Annotated in this window: 23 protein-coding genes and 4 pseudogenes; 20 read left to right on the top strand and 7 right to left on the bottom strand. The window is 61.3% G+C overall.

What is annotated here, in order from left to right:
* Positions 1-342: 342 nt before the first annotated feature.
* From IVB36_RS31895 to IVB36_RS31885, 3 genes and pseudogenes are all read right to left on the bottom strand, one after another.
* On the bottom strand, positions 343-720 hold the full coding sequence (locus IVB36_RS31895) for an ATP-binding protein (protein ID WP_051113081.1): 378 nt from the start codon (positions 718-720) through the stop codon (positions 343-345).
* Entirely contained in the window at positions 717-1,304 is a 588-nt protein-coding gene (locus IVB36_RS31890) for a histidine kinase dimerization/phosphoacceptor domain -containing protein (protein ID WP_051113080.1), read from the bottom strand. Before IVB36_RS31890 ends, IVB36_RS31895 begins: the two co-directional genes overlap by 4 nt.
* Positions 1,305-1,395: 91 nt before the next feature.
* Positions 1,396-2,085, bottom strand: a pseudogene (locus tag IVB36_RS31885) (Hsp70 family protein); the annotation flags it as partial.
* A gap of 73 nt (positions 2,086-2,158) precedes the next feature.
* Here IVB36_RS31885 and IVB36_RS31880 point away from each other — a divergent pair.
* A pseudogene (locus IVB36_RS31880) lies at positions 2,159-2,299 on the top strand (protein-L-isoaspartate O-methyltransferase); the annotation flags it as partial.
* A 1,733-nt stretch (positions 2,300-4,032) separates the two neighbouring features.
* Here IVB36_RS31880 and IVB36_RS31875 read toward each other — a convergent pair.
* On the bottom strand, positions 4,033-5,013 hold the full coding sequence (locus IVB36_RS31875) for a LysR family transcriptional regulator (protein ID WP_018460432.1): 981 nt from the start codon (positions 5,011-5,013) through the stop codon (positions 4,033-4,035).
* A gap of 102 nt (positions 5,014-5,115) precedes the next feature.
* Between IVB36_RS31875 and IVB36_RS31870 the strand changes: the two genes are divergently transcribed.
* The 12 genes and pseudogenes from IVB36_RS31870 (at position 5,116) to IVB36_RS31815 (ending at position 14,436) form a co-directional block, all read left to right on the top strand.
* Positions 5,116-6,060, top strand: a complete 945-nt coding sequence (locus IVB36_RS31870) for a ketopantoate reductase family protein (RefSeq protein WP_247370641.1) — start codon at positions 5,116-5,118, stop codon at positions 6,058-6,060.
* Between the two features lie 4 nt (positions 6,061-6,064).
* The gene (locus IVB36_RS31865; RefSeq protein ID WP_026234029.1) at positions 6,065-6,451 is read left to right on the top strand and encodes a VOC family protein; all 387 of its coding nucleotides are present in this window, start codon (positions 6,065-6,067) and stop codon (positions 6,449-6,451) included.
* A 13-nt stretch (positions 6,452-6,464) separates the two neighbouring features.
* Positions 6,465-6,935: a MaoC/PaaZ C-terminal domain-containing protein gene (locus IVB36_RS31860; RefSeq protein ID WP_018460428.1), complete on the top strand. Its 471-nt coding sequence runs from the start codon at positions 6,465-6,467 to the stop codon at positions 6,933-6,935.
* Entirely contained in the window at positions 6,932-8,158 is a 1,227-nt protein-coding gene (locus IVB36_RS31855; RefSeq protein WP_018460427.1) for a CoA transferase, read from the top strand. The genes IVB36_RS31860 and IVB36_RS31855 overlap by 4 nt, the downstream gene beginning before the upstream one ends.
* A 3-nt stretch (positions 8,159-8,161) precedes the next feature.
* Positions 8,162-8,989, top strand: coding sequence for a shikimate dehydrogenase (aroE, locus tag IVB36_RS31850; RefSeq protein ID WP_018460426.1), 828 nt, complete (start codon positions 8,162-8,164; stop codon positions 8,987-8,989).
* 15 nt (positions 8,990-9,004) lie between these two features.
* Positions 9,005-9,859, top strand: a complete 855-nt coding sequence (locus IVB36_RS31845; protein ID WP_247394239.1) for a shikimate dehydrogenase — start codon at positions 9,005-9,007, stop codon at positions 9,857-9,859.
* A gap of 51 nt (positions 9,860-9,910) precedes the next feature.
* Entirely contained in the window at positions 9,911-10,579 is a 669-nt protein-coding gene (locus IVB36_RS31840; RefSeq protein ID WP_007601261.1) for an amino acid ABC transporter permease, read from the top strand.
* A gap of 12 nt (positions 10,580-10,591) precedes the next feature.
* Positions 10,592-11,248, top strand: a complete 657-nt coding sequence (locus IVB36_RS31835; protein ID WP_018460423.1) for an amino acid ABC transporter permease — start codon at positions 10,592-10,594, stop codon at positions 11,246-11,248.
* Between the two features lie 51 nt (positions 11,249-11,299).
* Entirely contained in the window at positions 11,300-12,127 is an 828-nt protein-coding gene (locus tag IVB36_RS31830; protein WP_018460422.1) for a transporter substrate-binding domain-containing protein, read from the top strand.
* Positions 12,128-12,189: 62 nt separating this feature from the next.
* Positions 12,190-12,936 carry an amino acid ABC transporter ATP-binding protein gene (locus tag IVB36_RS31825; RefSeq protein ID WP_247394237.1) on the top strand — a complete coding sequence of 249 codons (747 nt, stop codon included), beginning with the start codon at positions 12,190-12,192 and terminating at the stop codon, positions 12,934-12,936.
* 13 nt (positions 12,937-12,949) lie between these two features.
* On the top strand, positions 12,950-13,396 hold the full coding sequence (gene aroQ / locus IVB36_RS31820) for a type II 3-dehydroquinate dehydratase (protein ID WP_018460420.1): 447 nt from the start codon (positions 12,950-12,952) through the stop codon (positions 13,394-13,396).
* Positions 13,397-13,402: 6 nt separating this feature from the next.
* A pseudogene (locus IVB36_RS31815) lies at positions 13,403-14,436 on the top strand (Gfo/Idh/MocA family oxidoreductase).
* 1,319 nt (positions 14,437-15,755) lie between these two features.
* Here the strand turns inward: IVB36_RS31815 and IVB36_RS31810 are convergent.
* A pseudogene (locus IVB36_RS31810) lies at positions 15,756-16,949 on the bottom strand (IS256 family transposase).
* Between the two features lie 265 nt (positions 16,950-17,214).
* Here IVB36_RS31810 and IVB36_RS31805 point away from each other — a divergent pair.
* Genes IVB36_RS31805 through IVB36_RS31785 form a run of 5 tightly spaced genes read left to right on the top strand, consistent with a single transcriptional unit; the run spans position 17,215 to position 21,838 of the window.
* On the top strand, positions 17,215-18,516 hold the full coding sequence (locus IVB36_RS31805) for an ABC transporter substrate-binding protein (RefSeq protein ID WP_018460419.1): 1,302 nt from the start codon (positions 17,215-17,217) through the stop codon (positions 18,514-18,516).
* Positions 18,517-18,571: 55 nt separating this feature from the next.
* Positions 18,572-19,471 carry a branched-chain amino acid ABC transporter permease gene (locus IVB36_RS31800; RefSeq protein ID WP_018460418.1) on the top strand — a complete coding sequence of 300 codons (900 nt, stop codon included), beginning with the start codon at positions 18,572-18,574 and terminating at the stop codon, positions 19,469-19,471.
* Complete coding sequence (locus IVB36_RS31795; protein WP_085359164.1) at positions 19,471-20,427, top strand: branched-chain amino acid ABC transporter permease; 957 nt, start codon at positions 19,471-19,473, stop codon at positions 20,425-20,427. The genes IVB36_RS31800 and IVB36_RS31795 overlap by 1 nt, the downstream gene beginning before the upstream one ends.
* Positions 20,427-21,170 carry an ATP-binding cassette domain-containing protein gene (locus IVB36_RS31790; RefSeq protein WP_018460416.1) on the top strand — a complete coding sequence of 248 codons (744 nt, stop codon included), beginning with the start codon at positions 20,427-20,429 and terminating at the stop codon, positions 21,168-21,170. Before IVB36_RS31795 ends, IVB36_RS31790 begins: the two co-directional genes overlap by 1 nt.
* Before the next feature lie 5 nt (positions 21,171-21,175).
* Positions 21,176-21,838, top strand: coding sequence for an ATP-binding cassette domain-containing protein (locus tag IVB36_RS31785; RefSeq protein WP_039801403.1), 663 nt, complete (start codon positions 21,176-21,178; stop codon positions 21,836-21,838).
* A gap of 51 nt (positions 21,839-21,889) precedes the next feature.
* Here IVB36_RS31785 and IVB36_RS31780 read toward each other — a convergent pair whose 3' ends face one another.
* Both IVB36_RS31780 and IVB36_RS31775 read right to left on the bottom strand, forming a co-directional pair.
* Entirely contained in the window at positions 21,890-22,366 is a 477-nt protein-coding gene (locus tag IVB36_RS31780) for a hypothetical protein (RefSeq protein ID WP_247394234.1), read from the bottom strand.
* 1,185 nt (positions 22,367-23,551) lie between these two features.
* Positions 23,552-24,958: a DHA2 family efflux MFS transporter permease subunit gene (locus IVB36_RS31775; RefSeq protein ID WP_018460412.1), complete on the bottom strand. Its 1,407-nt coding sequence runs from the start codon at positions 24,956-24,958 to the stop codon at positions 23,552-23,554.
* A 197-nt stretch (positions 24,959-25,155) separates the two neighbouring features.
* On the opposite strand from IVB36_RS31775, the gene IVB36_RS31770 reads away from it, so the two are divergent.
* Complete coding sequence (locus tag IVB36_RS31770; RefSeq protein WP_026234026.1) at positions 25,156-25,464, top strand: hypothetical protein; 309 nt, start codon at positions 25,156-25,158, stop codon at positions 25,462-25,464.
* Between the two features lie 20 nt (positions 25,465-25,484).
* Entirely contained in the window at positions 25,485-26,372 is an 888-nt protein-coding gene (locus IVB36_RS31765) for a sigma-70 family RNA polymerase sigma factor (RefSeq protein WP_018460410.1), read from the top strand.
* Positions 26,373-26,631: the final 259 nt, after the last annotated feature.

The following is a 26,631-nucleotide window of genomic DNA, read 5'->3' as shown; positions in this document are numbered from 1 at the left end:
TCAAATCCTTTTTCATGAACAGTTGAACCAGGAGCCTGCTGCAAAGACAATGCAGTAGGGGACGCCGTGAATGCCGCACGAATTGCCGCTCTTCGAAATCCACCTCAGGCGGCGCCGCCGGGCATGCAGATGGTGTCTCTGCACGACTGATGGGCAAACCATCATGCAAGGCTCGGAAGCCAACCGGCCGGCTGCCCGGTACCAGGCCAATCGGGCGCTCTTTCTGATGCTGCTCGCTTCCGGGAGTCGCTCGGCAGGCCGCGAAGACCCGTCGCGGAGTCGCTCGCGCCGAAGCGCCTGATCACCCGGGAAATTGCCCGCAAGCGGGCCGACAGCTCGTTATCACGCAATCGCCCGTCGAGCGACGTTCATCGTCACTTGAACGCCCTTGTTCGGCGCGGACTCGACCTTGAAGTCCGGTTTCGCGTTTTCCCTCAAGGTCTGCACGATCAGCGCGCCGATCTTTCCCGGGATCGGCCATGTAATGCCCTCAGGCAACCCGACTCCGTCGTCCGCGATGACCACGCGATACCGGTCTTCGCTCTGGCGCAGACATTCGATCGTGATCACGCCGTGGCCGCGGCCTTCGAAGGCATATTTGAAGGAGTTGGTCAGCACCTCGTTCACAACGAGCCCCACCGACCGCGCGGTGTTGACCGAAACCGGGGCATACTCCGTCTTCTGCTCGAGCCGAATTCCCTGGACGGCGCAGGTGTTCATGACCGCGGCGGCGATCTGGCTGAGGTAATGGCCCAGATCGACCTCGTCGCCGGCGGCCTCGTTCGACAGGCCTGATAGGGCAGATGCAGGGATTCGATGCGGCCGGCCAGCGTGTGCAAGTCGACCCTCTCGCCCCGTCTTTCGTTGCGTGCTTCGAGCCGTATGAGGGCGACGATCAACTGAAGATTGTTCTTCACGCGGTGCTGCAGCTCGCGCAGCAGGATGTCCTTGTCGCGGATCCGGCGCGCATACTCCTCACGCTCGGCACGCGCCCTGTCGGTGATGTCGATCAGCGCCGCGATGCGATAGTTCTCGGTCCCGTCCTCGTTTTGAATGAGACCGGAGAAGGCCTCGACCAGGAGCGGTCTAGGCCGCTCCGCCCGGAAGGTGCCGAGAAACTCTCCTCCGTCCTTCAGCACGGCCAGATCCAGCGAGACGTTCGGATCGCTTTCGTCCGTGAACCCGGCCAGGATCGACCAGCCCTTGCCGGCGCAGTCTTTCGCGTCCTGGCCGAAGAGCGTTTCGAATTCCTTGTTCGCGTAGCAGATGCGCTGGTCGCCGCGGAAGAATTTCGAGACTGGCATCCTGCTCGATGGACGGCGCATTGGTATGATGCGCTCATCGTCAACATGGCCCTACCACCCTGCTGGACGTCTTCGAGGGCCACAGCATCTCGGGTGGAATTCCTACGAGGTCGAATTGCCCCAACAGCTTGTTGTCGGCCGCCAGCTCGCGTTCGCCCTGGAACACACGTACCGTGACGGCATTCTGATTGTCCTCTGCCGTCGAGAACACCTGGCTGCGTTTTGCGGGAATTGTGGTGTTGCGGTTGATCAGCTTCGTCATCACGCCGCCGAGCGTCTCGATACCCAGGGACAGGGGAGTGACGTCGAGCAGCAGCACGTCCTTCACGTCACCCTGCAGCACGCCGGCTTGAATGGCGGCCCCGATGGCCACGACCTCGTCGGGGTTGACGCCCTTATGCGGCTCGCGCCCGAACAAGGCCTGGACGGTCTCCTGCACCTTGGGCATGCGGGTCTGGCCGCCAACCAGCACGACTTCATCGATCTGACCAGGCTCCAGACCGGCGTCCTTCAGGGCAGCCCGGCATGGTGGAATGGTTTTCTGGATGAGGTCGTCGACGATCGCCTCCAGCTTGGCTCGCGTCAGCCTGATGTTGAGGTGCTTGGGTCCGTGCTGGTCCGCGGTGATGAACGGGAGATTGACATCTGTCTCTGTGCTACTCGACAGCTCGATTTTGGCCTTCTCCGCAGCGTCCTTGAGACGCTGTAACGCCAGGCGGTCGTTCCGCAGCTCGATGCCACTTTCTTTCCTGAATTCATCTGCGAGGTAATCGATAATGCGCTTGACGCCCCTGTGCTGGAACTCCTCGATCTCTTGCTCGCGGCACGAGCGGCATCGGCCTCGCCGGCGCGATGAGGACGGCGCGCCGCCGATCGCGCACGCCCAGACTGTCTCCCAGCCCTACATTGTCGCGCTGATGACCGAAGCGGCCGCACTGAAGTCCACGGACAAGGTGCTCGAAATTGGAACCGGTTCAGGCGCGCGGAGCTCAGTGAACTGCGCGGATCGGACGGCGGACGGGCTTCCGCATCACGCAGCCCGTGCACTTTCTCCGGGTCTTGCAGAGCATACGGTCGGAAGCTTGGACAAGGGAGCCGTGCCGCCGTCGAGATCGATCAGCGCATCAATGGCCTCATTGAGCTCCGAGGCCGCATCCGACTGCATGCCTTGCTTCGCGGACGCTACGAGGCGGTATGCGTCTAACGCCCACCGGCGGAGCAGATCTCGCTTCTGCTCCTCGCATAATGTCGGGTCGCGCAGAACCTCGCTCGGTCGCGTATAGCGATCGCAAGTTCGACCTGCACGCTCTCCTCGGCCGCTAGGCCTTTTGCGGCCGCAGGTTGAGGTGGCTTTCTGGCGACGGCACTCGCCGAAGCGCGTAGCGCGTCTTGCCGGTCGCCACACCCACTGCCGGATTGTCTGACATTTGGGATCTTGTTCGGCATAGAATCCTCCCGATACAGCGGGAGCAGGGGTCAAATGGTATCAGTCCCAATACACCTCCAATGGCGTTGCGCCGCTGGGTGTCTGAGCCAAACGCCGGCGAAGGGCGACAAGCAACTAGTGAGCAGCCAAGGAATTTCAAGAAGGACACCAAGCCTCATTACTCCACAAGATTTCCGAAGCCTGAGGAGTTTGCCTGCAGAAACTTCTCGGGAGCGGGTTGGCTATGCCGTCAGCCGCCGTGCCTTTTGGATGAGCAACTGCCGCAGGCGTTGAGGGTCAGGCATCCCCACAGGTCCGTCGTCCCCAACATGATTGGGCTGCCATCCAGGACCTCTGAGGGCGCGTCCGCAGCGAGCGGCCCCTTCAGCCGCCGTGCGGCGGAGCCGTCTGCGAGTTGGCCCCGAATCCACCTAGGATCACGCGGGGGCGGGCGCCCCCTGCGCACCGGCAAATGATGGGTCCGCGATCCAGCCAAAGGTCACTCCTCATACTCTTGAATCGGTGTCGCCGTAGGCGGGTGCTCGCCGACGCCCCCGTTACTACCCCCAACTTGTATCGTTGTGTTGGGCAAGAGCGAAACGCCCGGGCGGCCGGCAGGCACGGCGAGGATCGCAGGATACGTGAGGTGTAACTTAGCGTGCGATAAATTCGCATCTAGAATTTGCGCGGGTTGTCGTTCTAGGTCCTCGTTTGTCTCAGCCACAACACACAGTTCGTACGCGCGGTGCCGATTACTGTTCTCGGCCACGAATTCGGATCGGAGTCCGAGTCCCTCCCGCCATGCCAGATTGAACAGCCGACGGCATTAGGGACGACAAGGTGGGTGCAACGGACCAAGACAATCGATTGGCGGCGCGTCTTGCGCATTGTCTCACGGACGTGTATTACAGCCTCAGCAAGGCAGCGTGAAAAGCACGATTTTTCATAGGGTTACGTAGGAGTCTTCGGAGGTTCGATCCCTCCCGCCCCAGCCAGATGTCAAGCTGTTGAGTTCATTCGGTAAGCAGTTTCACTTTGGGCGCGTTTGGAAACACAGATTTTAAGGCTCGGTCCAGAATCGAACTAAACGGCGTGGCCATGCTGGCTTATCTCCGAGGCTTCCATCCGAACATATACCGTGGAAGCTGGGCGGGCAGGTGTTTTGCCCTCATCGTAGAATAGGGTGCTACGGCGAACGAAGCGGACAACCGGTCCAGATGCGCATGTGCGGAATTGCAGCCGTGCCGCAGTCGGCCCGGCCGGTGGCCTCGGGCGCGGTCGTTGCCCCGCTACCGGGGACCATTACGACTGCAAATCGCGTGGCCTTCGTTTCCTTGGCCGACCGGAACGATATAGACCCCGCACTTCCTGCTGTTGAAAGAGCTCCGCGCAGACGCCACGCAGCCATTGGCTTGCCGGGTCATGATGGAAGCGGGCGTGCCAGTATTGCTTCACCGTAAATCCGGCGATTGCCAGCGGGCAGTCGAGCACGCGCAGTCCGTAATAGTGAGCCAGCGTTTCACCAATGTGCCTTGGAAGGGTGGCGATCAGGTCAGTCGTCCCGACGATTGCAGGCAACCCCAAAAAGCCGGGTAGCTCCAGCCCAACGTCTAGGACTAATTTCTGCTCCTGCAGCGCAGCGGCGAGCAACTGATGCCCGGTGCCGGAGCGAATGAGGACGTGTGCCTCACGCCTGAAATCCTTTGCCGTGATGCGGTCGCGGATCCGGGCATGTTTCGCGCTCGCCAGGCAGACCCAATCCTGCGGAAACAGTGCCTGTTGGAAGTGTCCCGCGTCGAGATCCGAGATGTAGCCGAGCGCCAGATCGGCCTTTCCGGACTGCAGCATTCTTGGGGTGTCGGGGCCGATCTGTGTCGCCTCGATACGAACGCCAGGCGCAACGCGACGGACCTGAGCGAGAATGGAGGGAAGCAGCGTGACGTGACTTCCATCCGTCATGCAAATGGCGAAACGGCGTTTCGCGGTTGTCGGATCGAAGTCGCTGCGAAGCTCGGCCAGGCGACGCAGCATCTCCAGCGCCTGCCTCGCCGTGCCGATCAGAGCCTCCGCGCGCGGCGTCGGCAGCATGCCGTCTGCTGACCGGACGAAGAGCGGATCGTCTAATTCCTTTCGCAGACGGGCCAGCCAGATCGAAATGGTCGGCTGACTTTGACCGAGCTTCTCGGCTGCCTTGGTGACGCTACCCGTTGCGAACAATGCGTCGAACAGCCTGAGCAGGCGCGGGTCCAGCAGGTTGGTCTCGATGGGATCCTGGTGCTTCATTGCGATTCACAATAATTGCTATAAAGATCATAATATATCTAAATATCGAGCGGCCGGCTACCGTGCTTCCAACGCCGAGAATGGCGCGGGAGAAGCGTTCGGATGAGGATCTGCTTTATCGGAGCGGGAGCCTTGGGCTCGACCATCGGCGGTACGCTGGCGCGCGGCGGGGCCGAGGTCTGGCTGATCGATCCGTTCCAGGCTCATGTCGACGCTATCAATGCCGGCGGCCTACGGGTGCTCGAAGTTGGCGCCGAGACCGTTGTGAAGGTCACTGCGTGCACTTCCGCGACCCAGGTTGGCGTAGAGGCAGACCTCGTCATTGTCCTCGTCAAATCCTACCACACGCGGGATGCCATCCGTGCCGCGGCGCCGATCATCGGGCCGCGGACGGTCGTGATGTCGCTTCAGAACGGTCTTGGTCACGAGGACATCCTGTCGGAGGAGGTTGGTCGTGACCGGGTCATAGCGGGCAAGACCTACGTCGGCGGTGTGCTGCTCGGCCCTGGTCATGTTCGTTCCGGGGTCCTCGGCAAGGAGACCATCATCGGCGAGCTTGACGGTCGCTTGACGGAACGTGCGCAGCTAATCTCCGGGACTTTTAATCGCGCCGGAATTCTCACGCGGCTCAGCGACAACATCTTGGGCACGATGTGGGACAAGTTGTTCATCAACGTCGCCGGAGGAGGAATTACCGCCGTTACCGGGCTGACTTATGGCGGCCTGTATTCGCTGCCAGTTCTGGAAGATTGCGCGCTGGCCGCAATCTCGGAGGGCATCGCGGTTGCGCAAGCTGCCGGCGTGAAGATCTCGATTACCGATCCGCGACGCGCCTGGACGATGGCGTCCGCCGGACTTCCGCCCGAGTTCAAGACGTCGATGCTGCAGAGCTTGCAGTCCGGCAATCTGACCGAGGTTGACTACATCCACGGCTCCGTCGTGCGTTGGGGCGCCAGGCTCAACGTGCCGACCCCCGTCAATTCCACCCTCGTCGCGCTGGTCAAAGGCATCGAATACGCCCGCAGCGACTATCCTGGAAGGTCTTGAGACAATGTCATTGCCCCGCGCTTATGTCGAACACGTCGCGATCCGTGTGCCGGACGTTGATCGTCACGTCGACTTCTTTCGTGAGGTGCTTGGTCTCGCCAATCGCGATGAGCAACCCGCCGATGGTACGCGCCCGCGTCAGGTTTGGGTGCTCGGAAGCGTGCAACTCATTGAAGATCCGAATTTCGTCGGACCAGAGGGGCGTCTCGCCCATCTCGGCATCATGGTCGACGATTACGAAGGTGTACTCACCCGTGCCGCCGCCTGGGGCGCCAAGGCGTTGCCCGCCGGGCCGAACTGGCTCGAGCTGCCGGGCGGGCTCAACGTCGAAATCTTGCAAGCCAGCGCAGGCGCCGTGGAAGCCGCCCTGGCGATCAATCCCCGTGCCTAGAGGAAGACGCGATATGACAGATGAGCGCTACTGGGACGATGCCAAGGTCGGCGATGAATGCGTTACGCCACCGGTGACGGTCACAGAAGGAATGGTAAATGCCTACGCCGAACTGACGGGCGATTTCACGCCGGTCCATGTCGACGAGGAGTACGCGAAGACAACGCCGTTCGGCACGCGCGTCGCGCACGGGCTGTTTGGTCTGTCGCTGGCCGACGGTTTGAAGACCCGTGCCTACTACCGCTTCCTCCCGGGAATGTCGCTGGGCTGGACGTGGGATTTCAAGCTGCCGATCAAGCTCGGGGACACCGTGCACGTGAAGTTCCGCGTGGGTTCAATGCGCGAGACAAAGCGGGACGGGTGGGGCATCGTGGTGCTGCCCTCGGAGCTGATTAATCAGCGCGGCGAAGTGGTGCAGCTCGGTGAGCATCGGCTGATGATTCCGATGCGCCCGAAGACCGGCGTCGCGGGAGAGCGCGCATGACCGCGCAAGATCTGCCGCTCAAAGGCGTCCGCGTCATCGACTACAGCCATTTCCTGGCCGGCCCGTTCATGGGCCGTTGCCTCGCCGCGATGGGCGCGGAGGTCATCAAGGTGGAGCGTCCAAAGGGCGGCGACGCAGGCCGGGCCCATGGATATTTCAAGGACGAACAATCCGGCTACTTCCTACAGCAGAATATGGGGAAGCAGGGACTTTGCATCGACCTGCGCGACAAGCGTGGTCTCGACATGATGATGAAGCTGGTCGACACAGCCGATGTCTTCATCGAGAATTACCGACCCGGCGCACTCGAACGTCTCGGGCTTGGTTACAAAGCGCTATCGGGGCGGAATCCGAAGCTGATCTATTGCTCGGTCTCCGCCTATGGTCACACCGGTCCCTATGCCGATCGTCCGGGCTTCGGCCTGATCGCAGAGGCGATGTCGGGGGCCCTGGCGCAATTGGGCAATCCCGGCGAAGCGCCGCCACTGCTGCGGATGCCGCTGGCCGATATGTACACTGGCATTCATGGCGTCGCTGCTATCAATGCGGCGCTGGTTGGCCGTGCGTCGTCCGGGCGCGGCCAACATATCGATCTGGCGCTGTACGATTGCATGGTCTCGATGCACGACTATGCGGTTCAGCGTTACTTCCTCTCGGGCGGCGCTGACCTGCCGAAGCAAACCGGCAGCGGACAGCCGGACTCGACCGTTTACGGGGTCTTTCCGGCCAAGGACGGCAATCTTGTCATCGCTGCGCAAGTCGATGATGCGTGGCGACGATTGGCGAGCCTGATTGGAGGAGACACGCTGGCATTGGACGAGCGTTTCGCCAAGCCCGCCGCGCGGAACGCCCATTATGCTGAAGCCATGGAGATTGTGCGCAACTGGACGCTATCACAGCCGTCTCGGGATGCGTGTCTTGCGGCACTCGAGGAAGCAGGTGTGCCGTCCGCTCCCGTGCAGACCATCGAAGAGGTCGCGAGGGATCCGCAGATCCATGCGCGCGGCATGCTGGTCGAGCAGGAGCATCCGGTGCTCGGCAAGGTAACGCTGCCGAACCTGCCGTTCCGGTTCTCCGATTGCGACACTACGGTGCGTACTCCGGCGCCACTGCTTGGGCAGGACAATCGCCGCATTGCCGCATCGCTGGGACTGTCGGCCGAAGCCGTCGACGCGATGGTGCGCGACGGCGTGCTTTACAACGAAGCTGCAGTGCGGGAGTGAGCGATGAGCGATCGTTATGCGGTGATTGGCAATCCGATCGGCTTCAGCAAATCACCCTTGATCCATGGCACTTTCGCCAGAATGACGGGACAGGATCTCGTCTATGAGGCGATCGAGGGACCTATCGATGGCTTCAGCCGACGGGTCGACCAATTCCGGACAGAGGGTGCCAAGGGGCTGAACATCACCGCCCCTTTCAAGCTCGATGCCTTCGCTTATGCAAATGAGCTTTCAGAGAGCGCCAGACGGGCAGGTGCCGCAAACTGCCTGAAATTCGAGGGCGACCGGATCATCGCCGAAAATTTCGACGGGGTAGGGCTGGTGCAGGACATCACTGCCAATCTCGGCGTCAAAATGGCCGGTCGGCGCGTCCTGATGCTCGGCGCCGGGGGAGCGGCGCGTGGCGCGTTGCTGCCTTTCCTGCGCCAGCAACCGTCCGAGTTGGTTCTCGTCAATCGAACGCTGTCCAAAGCCGTGGCATTGGCCGAAGAGTTTGCCGGCTGTGGTCCCCTGATGGTGAGCGGCTACGCTGAACTGGCGGACCTTGCCGAGGGCTATGACGTCGTGGTCAACGCGACCTCTGCCAGCCTGCGAGGTGAAATGCCGCCGCTTCCGGGGAATGTCTTCCAGGGCGCGGAGCTGGCGTACGAACTTGCCTATGGCAAAGGATTGACTCGCTTTCTGCAAGCGGCCCGCGCCGAAGGCGTGGCCAAACTGGCTGACGGCGTCGGCATGCTGGTCGAGCAGGCGGCGGAAGCCTTCGTCTGGTGGCGCGGCGTGCGACCGAGCACGGCCCAGGTCATCGCCGAATTGACTGTTCCATTGAGCTGACGGACGACGCCGACAATGCATCGCAAACCCGGCTTTCTCGTCGGCCTGATCGGCAGCGGCATCTCGGCGTCTCGCACGCCGCCCATGCACGAAGCGGCCGCCGACGCCGCTGGCATCCGCTATCTCTACAAGAAGATCGATCTGACCGAGTTGAACCTCGGCGTCGAAGCATTGCCGGAATTGCTCACGGCCGCAAGGCGGATGGGCTTTGACGGTTTGAACGTAACCCATCCCTGCAAGCAGGCGATCCTTCCACTGCTGGACGAGCTTTCGCCCGACGCCGAGGCGCTTGGTGCGGTGAACACCGTGGTCGTCAGGAACGGCCGAATGACCGGCCACAACACCGACTGGTTCGGCTTCGCGGAGAATTTCCGCCGCAACATGCAAGGTGCACCACTTGGTCGCGTCGTGCAATTCGGCGCAGGCGGCGCCGGTGCGGCGGTTGCTTTCGCGCTGAAGAAGCTTGGCGTGCAGGAACTGACCATCATAGACGTCGACCTGGCCAAGGCGCAGAGCGTGGTCGACGGCTTGTCCTCTCGATTTGTAGAAGGGCGCTTGAGGGTCGGCCAGGATGTTGCCGCCGCCGTGGCGGCCGCAGACGGAATTGTCAACGCGACGCCGATCGGCATGGACAAATATCCGGGAACGCCGCTGCCGCTGGCGATGCTGTGTTCCGGTCTCTGGGTTGCCGAGATCATCTACTTCCCGCTGGAGACCGCGCTGCTGCGCGCGGCGCGGGCCCTCGGCTGCCGCACGGTCGATGGTGGCGGAATGGCTATCTTCCAGGGCACCGAAGCGTTCCGCCTGTTCACGGGCGTCTCGCCTGATCCAGACGTCTTCTTCGCAACTTTCGCATCCCTGGGAGGGTGACACCCGGCCGATGGGCGAGCGGCACGCACAACGCCCGAGAGGAAACGCAAGATGGGCTACACGCTCGATTTCTCGGTGGTTTGGCACGCAATGCCCGCGTTGCTGTGGGGTTGCGTGGGGACGTTGGGTTTGGCGCTTGCTGGCATGACGCTCGCAATGATCATCGGCGTCGCGGGCGTCGCGGCCCGCGATGCGAAGGCGGCCTGGTTGCGCGCCATCGTGATCGGCTTCGTCGAAATCGTGCGCAACACGCCGTTCCTGGTGCAGATCTTCTTTCTGTTCTTTGCACTGCCGCTCGTCGGGGTAAAGCTCAATCCGACCGCCACGGCCATTATCGCACTCGGCGTCAACGGAGGCGCGTACGCCATCGAGATCATCCGCGGCGGCGTGCAATCGATTCACAAAGGGCAAATCGAGGCTGGCTACGCGCTCGGACTGCACAAAGGGCAGGTATTCCGTTCCATCGTACTCAAGCCCGCGCTTCGCGCGATCTATCCCTCGCTCACGGGACAGTTCATCATGCTGACGCTGACCTCGTCGATCTGTTCGGCTGTGTCGGCTTACGAATTGACGTCGGTCGCGCAGCGAATCGAAAGCGACACATTCCGCAGCTTCGAGGTCTATTTTTTCGTCACTTTCCTCTACCTCGCGATCTCCTGGCTGCTGATGGCGGGCTTCGCAATCATCTCTCACCGCTTCTTCTCATATCCGACGCGCTGAGGAGCACAGATCATGACACCGCATTTCGGCGTTCCCGAGTTCGGCTTCCTCCTGCGTGGTCTGCAATGGACGGTACTCCTGACGCTGGTTGCATTCGTCGGTGGCTGTACCGCCGGCCTGGTCGTCGCATTGTTGCGCACCTGCGGTCGCACGACCGTGGAATGGATAGTTCGGATCTATATCGGAATCTTCCAGGGGACACCGCTGCTGCTGCAACTGTTCGTGGTGTATTACGGCTTGGCGCTCCTCGGATTGAAGCTGTCAGCATTCGTTGCGGTCGCGATTGGGTTCACCGTCAACGCCTCGGCTTTTCTGGGCGAGATCTGGCGCGGCGCAATCCAGGCCGTGCCTCGCGGTCAGACCGAGGCCGCGATGGCGCTCGGTCTACACTATTCCGCGCGCATGCGCGACATCGTGCTGCCGCAAGCCATTCGCATCGCGCTGCCGGCGACCATTGGCTATCTCGTGCAGCTCATCAAGGGTACCTCGCTCGCTGCCATCGTCGGCTTCATCGAACTCGCCCGCGCCGGTCAAATCGTGTCGAACCAGACCTACCAGCCGTTGCTCGTCTTCGGTGTGGTCGGCGCGATGTATTTCATCCTCTGCTGGCCACTCTCGTGGTGGGGCAGTCGGATGGAGGCCAGGCTCGCCCTGGCCGGTCAAAGGTAGGTTCGGCGCACCTACTCAATCAAACACAGCCATCACCAGGAGGAGATACTCATGTTGTTTTCGCTCAATCGCCGCCAACTCGGCGTTACGCTGCTGACGCTGTCGGCCATCGTTGTCGCAGGCGGCTCGCAGGCGGGCACTCTGGAGGACGTGAAGAAGAAGGGCGTCGTCGTCATCGGCATTCAGGGCGATAATCCGCCCTGGGGCTATGTCGATAGCTCAGGAAAGCAGGATGGGATCGATGCCGACATGGGGCGTGCCTTCGCTGAATATCTCGGCGTGAAGGCCGAGTTCGTCCCGCTGGCGGTGGCCAATCGTATTCCGGCGCTGACCACAGGCCGCGTAGACATTCTGTTCGCGACCATGGCCATGCTGCCCGAGCGTGCGAAGGTGGTACAATATTCCAAACCCTATGTTGCCAATGAGATTACACTTGTCGCTGCCCAGGCAACGCCGATCAACAGTAACGCCGATATGGGGAAGTACGTTATCGGCGTCCCACGCTCCTCCACGCAGGACACCCAGGTAACCAATAATGCTCCTGCGGGCGCCGAAATCCGCAGGTTTGATGATGACGCGGCCACGATCCAGGCACTGCTCTCGGGTCAGGTGCAGGCGGTCGGGGCAAACAGCTTCTACCCGCAGCGTCTGAACGCTGCAAAGCCGGAACTTGGGTTCGAGCCCAAGCTTCACTTCACCGCCTTGTACAACGGGGCCTGCACGCGCCTCGGAGAGAAGGAGTGGAACGAGACGGCGAACAAATTCGTCGACCAGATCAAGTCCAATGGCAAATTGGCCGCTTTCTACGCCAAGTGGATGAAGGCGCCCGTGCCGGTCTTCCCCGACTCGGTCCCCGGCGTTCCGTTCACAGTTCAATAGTCACTGCAAGCGGCCGACGCGCTGGGCGCGTTGGCCGCCGTCCGATAACGGAGGCCGAATCCATGCAGGACCAGATCCTGATCGAAATGAAGGGCGTGCAGAAATGGTTCGGCGGGTATCAGGCTCTCCGCAACGTTGACCTCACTGTGCGCAGAGGGGAAAAGATCGTGCTTTGCGGTCCGTCCGGTTCGGGCAAGTCGACGCTGATACGCTGTATCAACCGCCTGGAGGCAATCCAGCAGGGCAGTATCGTGGTGAACGGTCATCGGTTTGACGACAGCATCAAAGCCATCGATGTCGTACGCCAGGACGTCGGCATGGTCTTTCAGAGCTTCAACCTTTTTCCGCATATGACGGTCTTGCAGAACTGCATGCTCGCGCCCATTCGCGCGCGCCGCATCAGCAAGACCGAAGCGGAGGCGAGCGCGCGAAAATATCTCGAGCGGGTGCGCATTGGCGAGCAGGCCGAGAAGTATCCGGCGCAACTCTCGGGCGGTCAGCAGCAACGTGTCGCGATCGCGCGTGCTCTCTGCATGCAGCCCAAGGTCATGTTGTTTGATGAACCGACTTCGGCTCTCGATCCGGAAATGGTCAAGGAAGTGCTCGACACGATGATTGGCCTCGCCAACGACGGCATGACCATGATTTGCGTCACCCATGAAATGGGTTTTGCCCGCCAGGTTGCCGACCGTGTCATCTTCATGGCTGAAGGGCAGATCATCGAAGAAGGTGTGCCCGACGCTTTCTTCCGCAATCCGCAGCACGCTCGCACCAAGCAGTTCCTTGGCGAGATCCTCGCCCATCACTGAACGGAGTTATTCCATGAGCCGTCTTGTCTACGTCCTCAACGGGCCAAATCTCAATTTGCTTGGCAAGCGTCAGCCCCACATCTATGGCCACGAGACGCTTGCGGATGTGGAGCGAGATTGTCGGGGGCTAGCCACGGAGCTGGCTCTGGAGATGCGCTTTCACCAGTCGAACAGGGAATACGAGCTGATCGACTGGATCCACGAGGCGCGCGAGACGGCTGTCGGCATCGTCATGAATCCCGCGGCTTTCACCCATACCTCGGTCGCCATCCTAGACGCTTTGAACACGTTCGAGGGGACAGTAATCGAGGTGCACATTTCCAATGTGCACAAGCGCGAGGAATTCCGCCACCGCTCGTTCGTTTCCAAACGAGCTGATGGCGTTATTGCAGGCTTCGGCACTCAGGGTTATCTGCTCGGTTTGCGTCGGTTGGCCAAGCTGCTCGATGAGAAGGGATAGAATCGTATGAGTGCACCCGTCCGCCTGACGGTCATGGGAGCGGGTCTCATCGGCAAGCGACACATTGAACATATTCTCGCGCGGCCGGAGGCGGTCTTATCGTCAATCGTCGATCCGATGCCGGTTGCACGGGAGTTGGCGGTATCGCTCAAGGTGGACTGGTTTTCGTCCGTTCAGGACATGATCTCTGAAAACCGGCCGGAGGGGGTGGTTGTCGCCACCCCCAACCAGATGCACGTGGCCAACGGCATGGATTGTATCGCTGCGGGCATCCCGGCGCTGATCGAGAAGCCGTTAGCGGATGATATCGTGGCGGCACAGACGTTGGTCGAAGCATCCGAGCGGGCGGGCGTGCCGCTGCTAACCGGCCACCACCGTCGCCACAACCCGATGATCCAGCGCGCCAAGGCGGAGATCGACAGCGGCAGGCTCGGTCAGATCGTGTCAGTGCATGGCATGTTCTGGCTGATCAAGCCGGACGATTATTTTGAAGTGCCCTGGCGCGGCGAGAAAGGAGCGGGTCCCGCTTTCGTGAATCTCATCCACGATGTCGACCTGCTGCGGTACCTGTGCGGGGATATCGTGGCGGTACAGGCTGCCCAATCCAATCGGCTGCGTGGAAATGCGGTCGAAGAGACCGCGGTGATCATCCTGCACTTCGCGTCCGGCGCGCTGGGAACGGTCAATGTCTCCGATACCATCCAGTCGCCTTGGAGCTGGGAATTCACCACCGGAGAGAATCCGGCCTACAGCATACGCTGGAGACCTGCTACCAGATCGGCGGCACGAGGGCATCGCTGGCCATTCCGCAACTCGATCTGTGGCATCACCCGAGCAAGGCCAGCTGGTGGGCGCCGATCGAGCGCGAGCGGCTGAGGTTCGAGAAAGAAGACCCGCTTGGCCTGCAGATCGCAAATTTCTGTGGCGTTATCCGCGGCACGGCCACGCCTGTGGTGAGCGGGCGCGAAGGGCTAAAAACGCTCAGGGTGATCGACGCGGTCAAGCGCGCAGCGGAAACCGGAGATCTCGTGTCGTTTTGACTCTGGTAAGCACAGGTGTCTACGCTGAAGTATCGATATTTTATTTGGCGAACCATCAAGGTGCCGCTGATAGACAATGCTGGGAGCACTATGATCCTGCGACGAAGGCCCGTTTTCGGCCGGATAAACCCAGTGGTGCGATTGGTAAGTCATTGATTGTTCTCTACCCGTCGCTATCTCTTAATCAGCGGGTCCCAGGTTCGAGCCCTGGTGCGCCCACCAAATAAATCAAGACCTTAGCAAGAGAAACCGTTTGAGTCCGACGGACTAAAACGGTTTTTCAAACGGTGTTCTTGACGGCCAGCCGGCGAGTCCACTCTCGGCATTGTGATCTACTCTGTCCGTCTCGACGGAGGCCAAGGCGACTCGAAGGCGTCCGGCAGAACCACTTCCTTGATGTTGTATGTAGATCAGAGCCGCCCGACATAGCCGGCATTTTTCCACTTCTGTTCAATTTCATCAGCGACGCATTGGGTAGCCGCGCAGCGCCTCCACCGAAATAGTGCTTGAAGTCGATGTGAACTCTTATGTTGTCTGGCCAATAAGCCGCCATGCGGTCATAGAGGAGAACCGATCCGGTCTCGAAGCGCCGATAGACCGATTTGTGCATCGGCGATTTTGATTCCGCCATTCGGAGGTTCGATCTCTCCCGCCGCAGCCAAGCAGTCACTCAATTATAGAGAGTGGGACCGTATTGGCTGAAAGTGCCGCATTTTACGGGATTTTTGTGCGGCTCTCTAAAGTCTCTGCTCCTCTGAAACCGGCAACCTTGGCGAGAAGTCGTCGAAAGTCTCCAGCCCAAACCGCAGAAATTACCTTTTTCCGTGGAGACGATTGGCAGAGACCGGTTCGATCACCACTGGACAGTGGGGGTGGCAGTGAATTTTGACGGTTTCAAACCGCTCGACGACTATTGGCTCTGCGATGGCGATAGCTATTCTGCAGAAGCGGAAAACGGAACTCGAAATTGCTAAACGGCTCTGTCGAACGATTGCTATCGCATGCGCGGCAGGGCTCACAGGGGACAGTGGTGATGCGACAGCGCGTTCGCTTTGAAAGCGAGTGCAACCACACCCTTTAAATTGATCACTTCTCTCTCCAGAGGCATACGTAGCCAAGCGCGCATTCACGCTTCGCAGTCGATAACCGCTCCGAGTGGGGGCAAGTGGGACGGTCGGTAAGGTTCATGAGCATACTGAACCAATCTCATTATATACTGTCGAGCCGCGGAAGCCCTTCCCACCAGCACCGATCGTGTCCCGTGGCGTGGTGTAGCTGGCGGCGGGTCACCGCGTTCGCCGGCTGGAGAGCCGGGCTGGTCAGCTGGCGATAGCCGTGATGCTGACGCTCGGATCATCGCTCAACGGCGCGATGGTTTCCAGTGCCATGTAGCGGGCACGCTGGACGGCCCATTCATCATTCTGTTCGAGCAGGATCGCGCCGATGAGGCGAGTGATGGCGTCATCGTTGGGGAAGATGCCGACCACCTCGGTCCGCCGTTTGATCTCGCCGTTGAGACGCTCGATCGGGTTGGTCGAGTGCAGCTTGGTCCGATGCTGTGCGGAAAGGTCATGTAGGCGAGCACATCGGTCTCGGCCTCGTCGAGGAAGCCGGCAAGTTTGGGCAGCTTGGGGCGGAGCTGGTCGGCGACCTTGCGCCACTGGGTTCGCGCGGCCTCGGCGTCGTCCTGGGCAAACGCTGTGGCGATGAAGGCGGAGACGACGCGCCGCCCGCTCTTGCCGGCATGCGCCAGCGCGTTGCGCATGAAGTGGACGCGGCAACGCTGCCAGCTGGCATCGAGCACCTTGGCCACGGTGGGCTTGATGCCTTCGTGGGCGTCGGACACGACCAGCTTGACGCCGCGCAGGCCGCGGCGGGCGAGCTGGCGCAGGAACGCCGTCCAGAACGTCTCGGCCTCGGAAGGGCCGATGCCAATGCGGAGGACCTCGCGTCGGCCGTCGCTATTGACGCCAACCGCGACAATCACCGCGACTGAGACGATGCGGCCATTCTGGCGCACCTTCACGTAGGTGGCGTCGATCCACAGATACGGCCAGTCGCCCTCGATCGGACGGGCGAGGAAGGCCTTCACCTTGTCATCGATCTCGCCGCACAGCCGGCTGACCTCGCTCTTGGAGATGCCGGTCATGCCCATGGCCTGGACGAGGTCGTCCACCGAGCGGGTCGAGACGCCCTGCACATAGGCTTCCTGCACCACGGCGGTGAGCGCCTTCTCGGCCATGCGTCGCGGCTCCAGGAAGCCCGGGAAGTAGGAGCCTCGCGCAGCTTGGGAATGTGCAGCTCAACCGCGCCGGCGCGGGTCTCCCAGATCCGGTCGCGGTAGCCGTTGCGCTGGGCCAGGCGTTCGGGGCTCTTCTCTTCGTAGGCCGCCCCGGTCTGGCCTTCCACAGCTCCATCAGGCGCTGGGCGGCAAAGCCGATCATCTCGCGCAGCAGATCGGCGTCGGGGGTCTTCTCTACGAGCGTGCGCAGGTTCATCATGTCTTCGGTCATCGGTGGTTCCTCGGTTGCGTTGGCGTGTCGCAACCCGATCCTACCGGAGAACTGCCGGTGACCACCGCAAAGCTGCCCGCCCGCTACGGCGCTATTTGAAGGCGCGCATCCGGGCGGCTTTGCTCTACCGAGCTACACCACCACCGGGGACACGACCCCAGCAACTAGTAAGTGCTGGCAATATTTCAGAATTATAAGTAGCGTCGCGGCAAGAAAAATCGCGATGGCCGCCCGGTCAACGCAAGTTAAAAATGGGGAGATTCAAATGCTTTTGCTGAAAGCCGCAGTTGCAGCCGGTCTAGTCATCACAGCTTTTACGGGCGCTGCGCTTGCGCAGAGCAAGCCGCCGGAAATCAAGATCGGTATCACCACTTTCCTGTCGGGACCGGCTTCCGTATTCGGCGTACCGGCAAAGGCCGCGGCCGAGATGATTGCAGAAGACCTCAACAAGAAGGGCGGAATCGGCGGTGTACCGGTAAAACTGTCTTTCATCGATGAAGGCGCCGGCGGCGAGGCATTGGTCTCGAACTACCGGCGCATGGTGCAAGACGAAAAGGTCGACGTGACTTTCGCCTCCATCTCCTCGGGCAGCTGCAATCAGCTTGTCCCGGTCGCCGAAGACCTCAAAGTCATGAACTTTATGTGGGATTGCGGTGCGGCTTCTATTCTGGAGACGAAGAAATATCGCTACAATTTCCGCACGCAGGCTAACGGCACGCCGGAGATGCTGGCGGTGCTCGTCTATCTCCTTAAGACAAAGCCCGACTTTAAGACCATCGCGGTCGTCAATCAGGACTACGCGTGGGGCCGCGAAAGCTGGGAAATCTTCTCCACCGCATTGAAGGCGCTGAAGCCCGACGTTCAGGTGTTGGCGGAGCTTTTTCCGAAGTTCGGTGCGCCGGACTATTCCACCGAAGTTTCGCGCTTACTGGCATTGCGGCCGGATGTCGTTCTAACCACCTCCTGGGGCGGCGATCTCGACACGCTGGTCCGTCAGGCCGGTCAACGCGGCCTGCTGCAACAGTCGACCTTCGTGTTGGGCATCGGCGAATCCTCGATCCAGCGACTGGGCAAGGATCTGCCGGAAGGCCTGATCGTCGGCGCGCGTGGCGATCATTGGTTCCTGCATCCTGAAAAGAAGAACGATCCGGCCTTCAAGGCGTTTGCCGAGGCATTCAAGGCAAAGACCGGCGCCTGGCCGATTTACCCCGTCTACCACATGGCGCAGGCTTTCACGGCGCTGCAAGCTGCCTATGACAAGGCGATCAAGGCCAATGGCGGCAACTGGCCGACACGGGAGCAGGTCGTAGACGCAACCTCCGGCACCGAGTTCGCGACCGGTTTCGGCCGGCCGATCACGCTGAGGCCCGAGGACAACCAAGGTCTGGAAGCGCAGCTCGTCGGCGTCACCAAGTCTTTCCCGGGCTATGACTTCAAACTGCTCGACAACATGATGATCTTTGATCCGAAGGTGATCACCAATCCGGCGGGCGTGCGCTCGGTCGAGTGGCTGAAGACGCTCAAGCCGGAATTCGTTAAAATGGACGTTCCGACCTTCAAGCAGTAGGCCAGATCATCGTCCTCCGGGCAAAAACCGCAGGACGGCTTTCCTGAAGGTCTCCATGAATTCGACTCTCGCCATATTGGCCGTCCTTGACGGGATCAGTTACGCCGCCTTGGTGTTCCTGGTTTCCGTCGGGCTGAGCCTGATTTTCGGTGTGCTTCGCGTGGTGAATGTCGCGCACGGGTCGCTTTATGCCTTTGGCGCCTATCTCGCCGCGACGTTGAGCCTCGTGATTGCGCAGGTGTCGCCGTGGCTTACCTATCCCGCATTGCTGGTTGCCTCCATCGTCATAGGGTTTGTGTGCGGCGGTTTCATCGAGCGCTTCCTGTTGCGGCCGCTTTACGGACGAGACGACGTGTTGCAGCTCCTGATCACCTTCGCGGCCTTCATGATCATGGACAATCTGCAGCGTCTGATCTGGGGCGTGCAGCCCATCTTCGCTGCTGAGCCCTTGAAGCTGTTGCCGAACATCAGCGTATTCGGCGTGAACTATACGTCCTACCAGGTCGTCCTGCTTCCAGGCGTGGCAGTCGCGACGCTGTTCGGACTGCGTTACTTCTTGCGGAAAACTCTTGCGGGAGCCGTGATTCTAGCAGTAACCGAGGATCGGGAGGCGTCAACCGCCATCGGCATCGACGCCCAACGCGTCTACTCTATTACGTTCATCATCGGGGCGAGCCTGGCGGCGCTCGGCGGCGCGCTTGCTTCGCCGACCACGTCGCTGGTGCCCGGCATGGGCGCGGACATGATCGTGCTCTCGTTCGCGGTGGCAGCCACTGCGGGTCTGGGGCAGATCGAGGGCACCGCCCTTACGGCCCTTATGATCGGTTTGACGCGCGCCTTCGTCATCTATCTGCAGCCGGAGTTCGAAGTTCTCGTACCCTATCTGCTGATGGTACTGGTGCTTCTGGTGCGTCCGTTCGGACTGTTCGGTACGGTGCAGATGAGAAAAATCTGATGGCGGGCCGTATCAAGCCGATCACGGCAGTCGCAATCATCTTGTTTCTGGCCAGCGCGGTACTGCCGCTCTTCGTCGCGAGCTGGGCGACGTTATTCGCGCTCATCCTCGCCAAGGGCATCGTGGTGCTCGGCATCGTCCTGTTGCTGCAGGCGGGACAAGTATCGTTCGGACACGCGATGTTCTTCGCCACCGGCGCCTATACCGCGGCGTTCTGGGGCAAGTACATCGGCGGCGGCGATATCCTGATCTTTCTCGCGCTGGGAGGCATAACCTCTACCGTTTTTGGCCTGATCGTCGGCCTGTTCGTGGTTCGCTACAGGGAAATTTTCTTTGGAATGCTGAACCTGGCATTCTCCATGGTCTTGTGGTCGCTGCTCGAGAAAATGTTCCACTACACTAACGGCGCGGACGGCATCCGGGTCGCCCGTCCTGGCTTGTTTGGGTTTTCGTTCACGCCGGAGACGTTCCAATACGTTATTCTCTACGTGAGCCTTTTGGTCGCGATTGCTGCCTTCTACGGCGTGCAACGCTATCTCGACAGCCCGCTCGGTCACATGTTGCGGGCAATGAAATCTAACGAAACCAGGCTCGAATATCTTGGCATGTCGGCGCGGCGCGTGCTGCTCATCGGCTACGTGTTCTCCGCATTTCTCGGCGGCATAGGCGGCACTCTGGTATCGATCATTCAGCAGATCGCGACCCCCGAATTCGGCTTCTGGACCAAGTCCGGCGAGTTCGTGTTCATCGCGATCCTCGGTGGCAGCGCCCATGCTTTCGGTGCGTTTGCAGGCGCGGCGATGTTCGAATGCGTACGGTTCTATGCCGCGGCGCATCTGGCGGATTCTTGGCAGCTCATTCTCGGCGTCGTGCTGGTCGTCATCATTCTTTACGCGCCGAACGGCCTTATCGGCCTCCGCCAGCGCTACGGTCAATCCGGGCGGGGAGGGCATTAATGGCCAACGTCCTGCTTTCTGCCAAGAACATCAAGATCCGGTTCGGCGGCGTCATCGCCGCCGATGGCATCGACCTCGACGTCCTGGAAGGCGAAAACCTTGCCATCATCGGGCCGAACGGGGCCGGCAAGACGACGTTCCTCAACATCTCGACCGGTTATCTTCGGCCGCAAGCCGGCACCGTTACCTTTCTCGGCCACGACATCACCGCGCAGCTGCCACGTACGATCACCAGGCTCGGCATTGCCCGCGCCTTCCAGATACCACAGCTGTTCCTCGACCAGACCGTGATGGAGAACATGTTGATCGCGGCCGCCTCCCTGCGAGGCCGTCCGTCTGGTTTCCAGGCTCTTTCTCTCATGCCGGAAGTGCCGGAAATGAAGCGGCTGCTGGATCTCGTCGGTGTCAAATCGTATGCGGAACGAACGGCGCGCGAACTGCCCGAAGGGCAACGCAAGCTGGTCGATATTGCACTCGCGCTCGCGCTGAAGCCAAAGCTCCTCCTGATGGATGAGCCGACTTCGGGCGTCGCGTCATCAGAGAAACTCACCATCATGGACATTCTAACCACGGCGCTGGCAAAGGAGAAAGTCACCTCGGTCTTCGTCGAGCACGACATGGATATGGTGGAGCGCTATGCCAACCGCGTCGCCGTGTGGAATGTCGGCAAGATCCAGATGGTTGGGACGCCGGCTGAGGTTCTGGCGGACCCGAAGGTCCGGGAACAGGTGATCGGGATATGACACCGATGCTGAGTTTCGAGAATGTCAACGTCGCGATTGCTGACGCGCCTGTGTTGCGAAATGTGAGTTTCTCGCTGCTGCCGGGTGTGAGCGCAGCGCTTATCGGGCGAAACGGCGCCGGCAAGACCACGACCGTGCGCACTATCATGGGCTTCACAAAAGCGAGCGGCACCGTTCGTCTGGGCGGCGAAGATCTTGGAGCGATCGCGCCGCATCGCCGGCCGTCGCTGGGTCTTGGCTACGCGCCTGAGGACCGGCGTCTGTTTTCCGCCTTCACCGTCGAAGAAAATATTTTGCTTCCCGGTCGTGTCGCCAAGCTGAATCCGGACGAGACGCGGCGGCGGCTGGAGCGAGCGTATTCGGTGCTGCCGGAACTCAAAGAGCTTGCCAAACGTCCGGCGGGATCGGTCTCGGGCGGCCAAGGCAAGATGGTGGCGCTTGGGAGGGCGCTTATGCTTGGTACCCGGCTGCTTATCCTGGATGAGCCATTTCAGGGTCTCGCGCCTGTGTTAGCGCAGCGATATGCGGAAGCACTCCGGCGGCTTCGTTTGCAGGATAAGGACATTACGCTGCTGATCACCGAGTCGAATCCAAAGCTGCTCGAAACCTTTGCCGACGTGACGCTTACCATTGAAAGAGGTGAGATCGAGGCCCGCCAAGCTAATTGAAGACGCGGTGGAGGAGCCGCCGGCCTAAGCAGACCTCGGCGGTTTACCGATTCAGCGTCCGCTCTGCCACGTGATCGTGGCACTCTGTTTCGACCGTTCCTCGTAATCGTCGCGATTCAGATCGACCGTCGTTGGATTTCGGGCACGTCGGCTTAGTGCAGGTGTTTTAGTTTGTCCGCAGGGGCTGGCCGTCACATGGTCGCGGCCCGCTTCAGCCGCCCAGTTGAACAACCCCGAGGCGGCCTTGCGCATATGACGTGCGTTGCTGACGGAGGGCTTGCCGAACTTGCCCGCGACGATGTCATTCGAGATTGTCGCGATGTCATGCTTCGTCACCCGGCGCTGACGCACCATGAATTCATGGAAATGGTCGAGATTATCCGCGCTCTCGGCAATTCGTATCGCCTGGCTGCACTGGAGCCAGGAAGCGGCTTTCTCTACGGACGCTTCACCTTCAATTTCTGCCGGGTCGTTGTGTCGTGTGTCGAGCGGTAGGCGGCACTTCGGTGGCGCCCGGGTGTCGAGCATCTACGGCAGCGACCGTTTGCTGTGCGTGCCCATTATGGTTCAACCCGTGCAGACCATCGTGCGAGGCCCATGAACTGCCTCACGCGAAGGATCGGATCAGATATCGCAGGTCTGGTTGGTGTGGGGAAAGACGGTAGCACCCTAGTGACTCGAACCCCCGACAGATCACCGCATAATCTAATACGCTTACCCTCGCAGGCCTCGGCTGCTCCGCCGCAAGTCCAAGATCCCACTGACGCGCCGAGCGCCGTTCTCCCTCGCCGCCGCCGCAACGAAATCGCAACGAATTGGGTGAAACGAGCGTGAACAAAAACGGGACGGAAGCACCTGCCGATGAGAGAAAGATCAACAACTTAGAAGATGTTCACTGCGTTCGGGACGCAGCGGTCGCAGGTACAGAAGGCGCCGCCGAGCAATTTACATTTCGTCTGTAACCTGTTGATTTCGATAGTGCTGTTGTGACGGCGTTTTACAGCTAAGTAGCTGAAAGTTATTGTGAAAGATGAGACTCTTAATCTGCGGGTTCCAGGTTCGAGCCCTGGTGCGCCCACCAAGCATAAGCCCTCTTCTTCAAGAACTGACGAGAAGGGTCGCTGAGAACAAAACGGGTCTCGTGCGACGTTTTGTTGTCGGCGTTTTTGCGGTCGGATTGCTGCGAGACTTTCCTTTGTTTCTGCCCCGTCGCCGCAGGGGACCGCTGCTGCAGAATCGGTTGGTATCGTCACAGGATGCTGCCCAACGGGCTAGATGACCCCGTCTTTGCGCATTCGTTCCAGCTCGGGCTCCTGGAGCCCGAGAAGATCACCGAGTATCTCTCGGTTTCGTGCCTCGATAGCTTCGCCAACCAGAGAATTTCTCCAAGGCGTCGCGGCCCCGTGCGCATTCGCTTGTTCGCCGGGGCAGGTGATCGAGGAGCGACGTCAAGGCGCTGCCGGGGGGCGTCGCCGCGGTCGATGTCGACGCGGCCGCAGGGCCAACCGGGATCGTTACCCGCGAAGAGCTCCAGCGCGAGTCCGATCGCGCAGCCGGCATCGTCCGCAAGGCCGCCGCGCCCTGACAGTGCCTTGGGCGCGGCGGCGGCGTGGTCGAAACTGCAACCGGTATTCTACCTGCTAGCCGATCATTGAAGGCCAGCACTTGGTCGCGAAGCGATCATCTCGCCTCCGGCTTTGATGGCTGTCAGTGTCACGCATCTTGCGGCGCGGCTGCTCCGGCGGTCCGCCGCCGTGCCGGCAGGAAACACCCCGCAATCGCGCCGGCCAGTGACAGCGTCGCGGCGAGGCTCATCGCCGCGGCAAATCCGCTCTCGAAATGCGCGGCCGAATCGACCCCGCCATGCGCCGAGAAGTTCGCCACCAGCGCGGCGATACCGAACATGCCGCCGAGGAAGCGGCCCATGTTGAAGATGCCGGACGCCTTGCCCATTTCGGCCACCGCGACCGAGCTCAGGATGGCGTTCTGTGCTGCCGGCATCGCCATCGAGACGCCGACGCCGGCCAGCACCAGCGGCGCGACCAGGGCGGAGTAGGTAACCGCAGAGCTCACGAGCTCCGCGATCCAGCCAAGTCCGATCGCCTGCATCAGCAATCCCGTCACCACTAGCGGCCGCTCGCCGAACCTGTTGACGACCGCGCCGGCGATCGGGGCGGTGACGAACAGCGTCGCGGTCCAGGGCAGCAGGCGAAGTCCGGCGCCGAAGGCGTCGAAGCCCAGCGCGGTCTGGAGGAACTGCGGCAGCAGGAACAAGACGCCGTACATCGCGGCGTAGAACAGCACGCTGGCGGACATGCCGGAGGCAAGCGCCCGCGATGCAAACAGCCGCATCGGCACCATTGGCGCGGTCGCGCGCAATTCCCAGAGAACGAAGCCGGCTGTGAACACCAGGCCTGCCATCAGCGCGGCCATGATTTCGGCGCTCGCCCAACCCACGGCGTTGCCGCGCAACAGACTCCACACCCACGCCAGCGCCGCAAGCGCGACAAGCGCCAGTCCGGGGATGTCCAATGCGGCGGCCGGGCCGAAGCTTTCGCGCAAGCGTGCCAGTACCAGGGCGATCGCGATCAGGCCGATCGGCAGGTTGATCCAGAACACCCAGCGCCAGCCGAAATGTTCGGTAATGAAGCCGCCGATGGCGGGACCGATGATCAGCGCGCAGCCGGTGATGCTGGCGAAAATGCCGAGCGCGCGAGCGCGCTCCTCGCGGCCGAACGTGCCGCTCAGGATCGCCATTGCCAGCGGCATCACCAGCGCGGCGCCGGCGCCCTGCAGCGCGCGGGCGGCGATCAGCGCGGTGGCATTGCCTGCGAGCGCACAGGCCGCCGATGCAACGACGAACAGGGCGAGCCCGGCCGCGAACATCCGGCGGCGACCGAAGCGGTCGCCGAGTGCGGAGCCGGTCAGGAGCAGCACGGCAAAGGTCAGATTGAAGGCGTTGACGGTCCATTGCAGCGTCTCGACCGGGCTGCCGAATTCGGCGCGGATGGTCGCGAATGCTGTCGTGATGATCATGGCATCGAGCGCCATCATGAAGGATGCCAGCGCGGTGACGCCGAGCACCCAGTTCTGCGCGGCGCGATTGATCGGGGTCTGCATCGCCCTGTCTCCGTGTGTCGCGCCAGCCTGTCGCGGCGCGTTCTGCGGGCTAGACGAGGGCTGAGCGGCAAAGGATGCGCCCAATAATAATTTGTTCCGGGCCGCATCCTTCGCCTGCCGGCAAACGTCCTAGGGGTGATGCGGCCATTTGCCCGATTTTGAGCGAACCAGGTCGCGACATCAGCAAGGAGCGCGCGATGAGAAGGACGTTGATCAGGTACAAGGCCAGGCCGGAGCTGGCCGATCGGAATGCCGAGCTGGTTTCGGCCGTATTTGCCGAATTGAAGGCGGCCGGCCCGGACGGCGTGCGCTACCTGACGCTACGGCTGGAGGACGACACCTTCATCCATCTTGTCGAGGCCGCGGCCGAAAACGGCTCGAGCCCGATTCCGAAACTCAAGGCATTTCAGACGTTCCAGGACGGCATCCGCGACCGCTGCGCGGAGCCGCCGCTGGTTCGTGATGTGAGGATCGTCGGCAACTATCGTATGCTGGACGAGTCCTGAACAAGCGAAGCGGAGGAGCAATGGCGCCAGACCCGCTGGCCACCATCGATACCGAGGCCCTGCTGGCGCGGATGCGGCCGAAACTGCATCGCTACTGCGCCCGCATGGTCGGCTCGGTCATCGACGGTGAGGATGTGTTGCAGGATGCGCTGATCAAGGCGATGGAAGCGCTGCAATCGGTCACGCCCGTCAATACGGAGGGCTGGCTGTTTCGCATCGCGCACAACACCGCGCTGGATTTCCTGCGTCGCCGCAACCGGCAGGAGGCGCTGCACTCGGCTGAAGAGGTGGAGATGATTGCCGACCAGCTCGATGATGTGGAAAGCCGCCAGATCGCCGCGACCAGCCTTCGCACCTTCATGCGGCTGCCGGTGGCGCAGCGCTCCAGCGTGATCCTGATGGACGTGCTCGGCTGCTCGCTTGCCGAGGTCTGCGACATCATGGATTTCAGCCTGCCGGCGGTGAAGGCCGCGCTGCATCGCGGACGCACGCAGCTGCGGGAGTTCGCCGGAGAGCCCGACGATGTGCCGCAGCCGGGCCTGTCGGAAGCAGATCGCACGCGACTCAACGCCTATGTCGGCCATTTCAATGCCCGCGACTTCGACGCGATCCGCGCCATGATCGCCGACGACGTCAGGCTCGAGCTCGTCAACCGTACCAGGCTGAAAGGCAAGGCCGAGGTGTCGAACTATTTCGGCAATTATTCGAAGAACAGCGACTGGCACCTGGTGACGGGGCAGGTCGAGGGACGTCCCGCGATCCTCGTGTTCGATCCGAATAAGCCGGCCGGGCGGGCGAAATATTTCATGCTTCTCGACTGGTCCGCCGGCAAGCTCGCCACCATCAGGGATTTTCGTCACGCAGCCTATGTTATTGATGGTGCGGAGTGCGTGGTGGATAGAGGGTGAACTCGCCTTCTCCATCGGAGCAGGCGCGTCGCTTGACTAGAAGGCCGTGGCAGGTTGAATGGGAGGACTGCCCGTCGGGCAAAACACCCGCCATCCCGTCAACCCCTCTCCACAAATATATTCCGCTTTACCGAAATTCGGAAACGGCGTATGTGTTGGCCATCCCGGCTCATCCTTGAGGGGCGATCTTGTGGTCGTCATGTTCGCGAGCCGGGCTTGCGGTGGACGCGGCAGCGTTCGGGTGCGAGAGGCCAAGGGC

The organism is Bradyrhizobium sp. 35, from assembly GCF_023073215.1.
Lineage (GTDB): Bacteria > Pseudomonadota > Alphaproteobacteria > Rhizobiales > Xanthobacteraceae > Bradyrhizobium > Bradyrhizobium canariense_D.
Note: the sequence above shows the minus strand (reverse complement) of the source record. Positions and strands in the feature narration are given on the sequence as shown.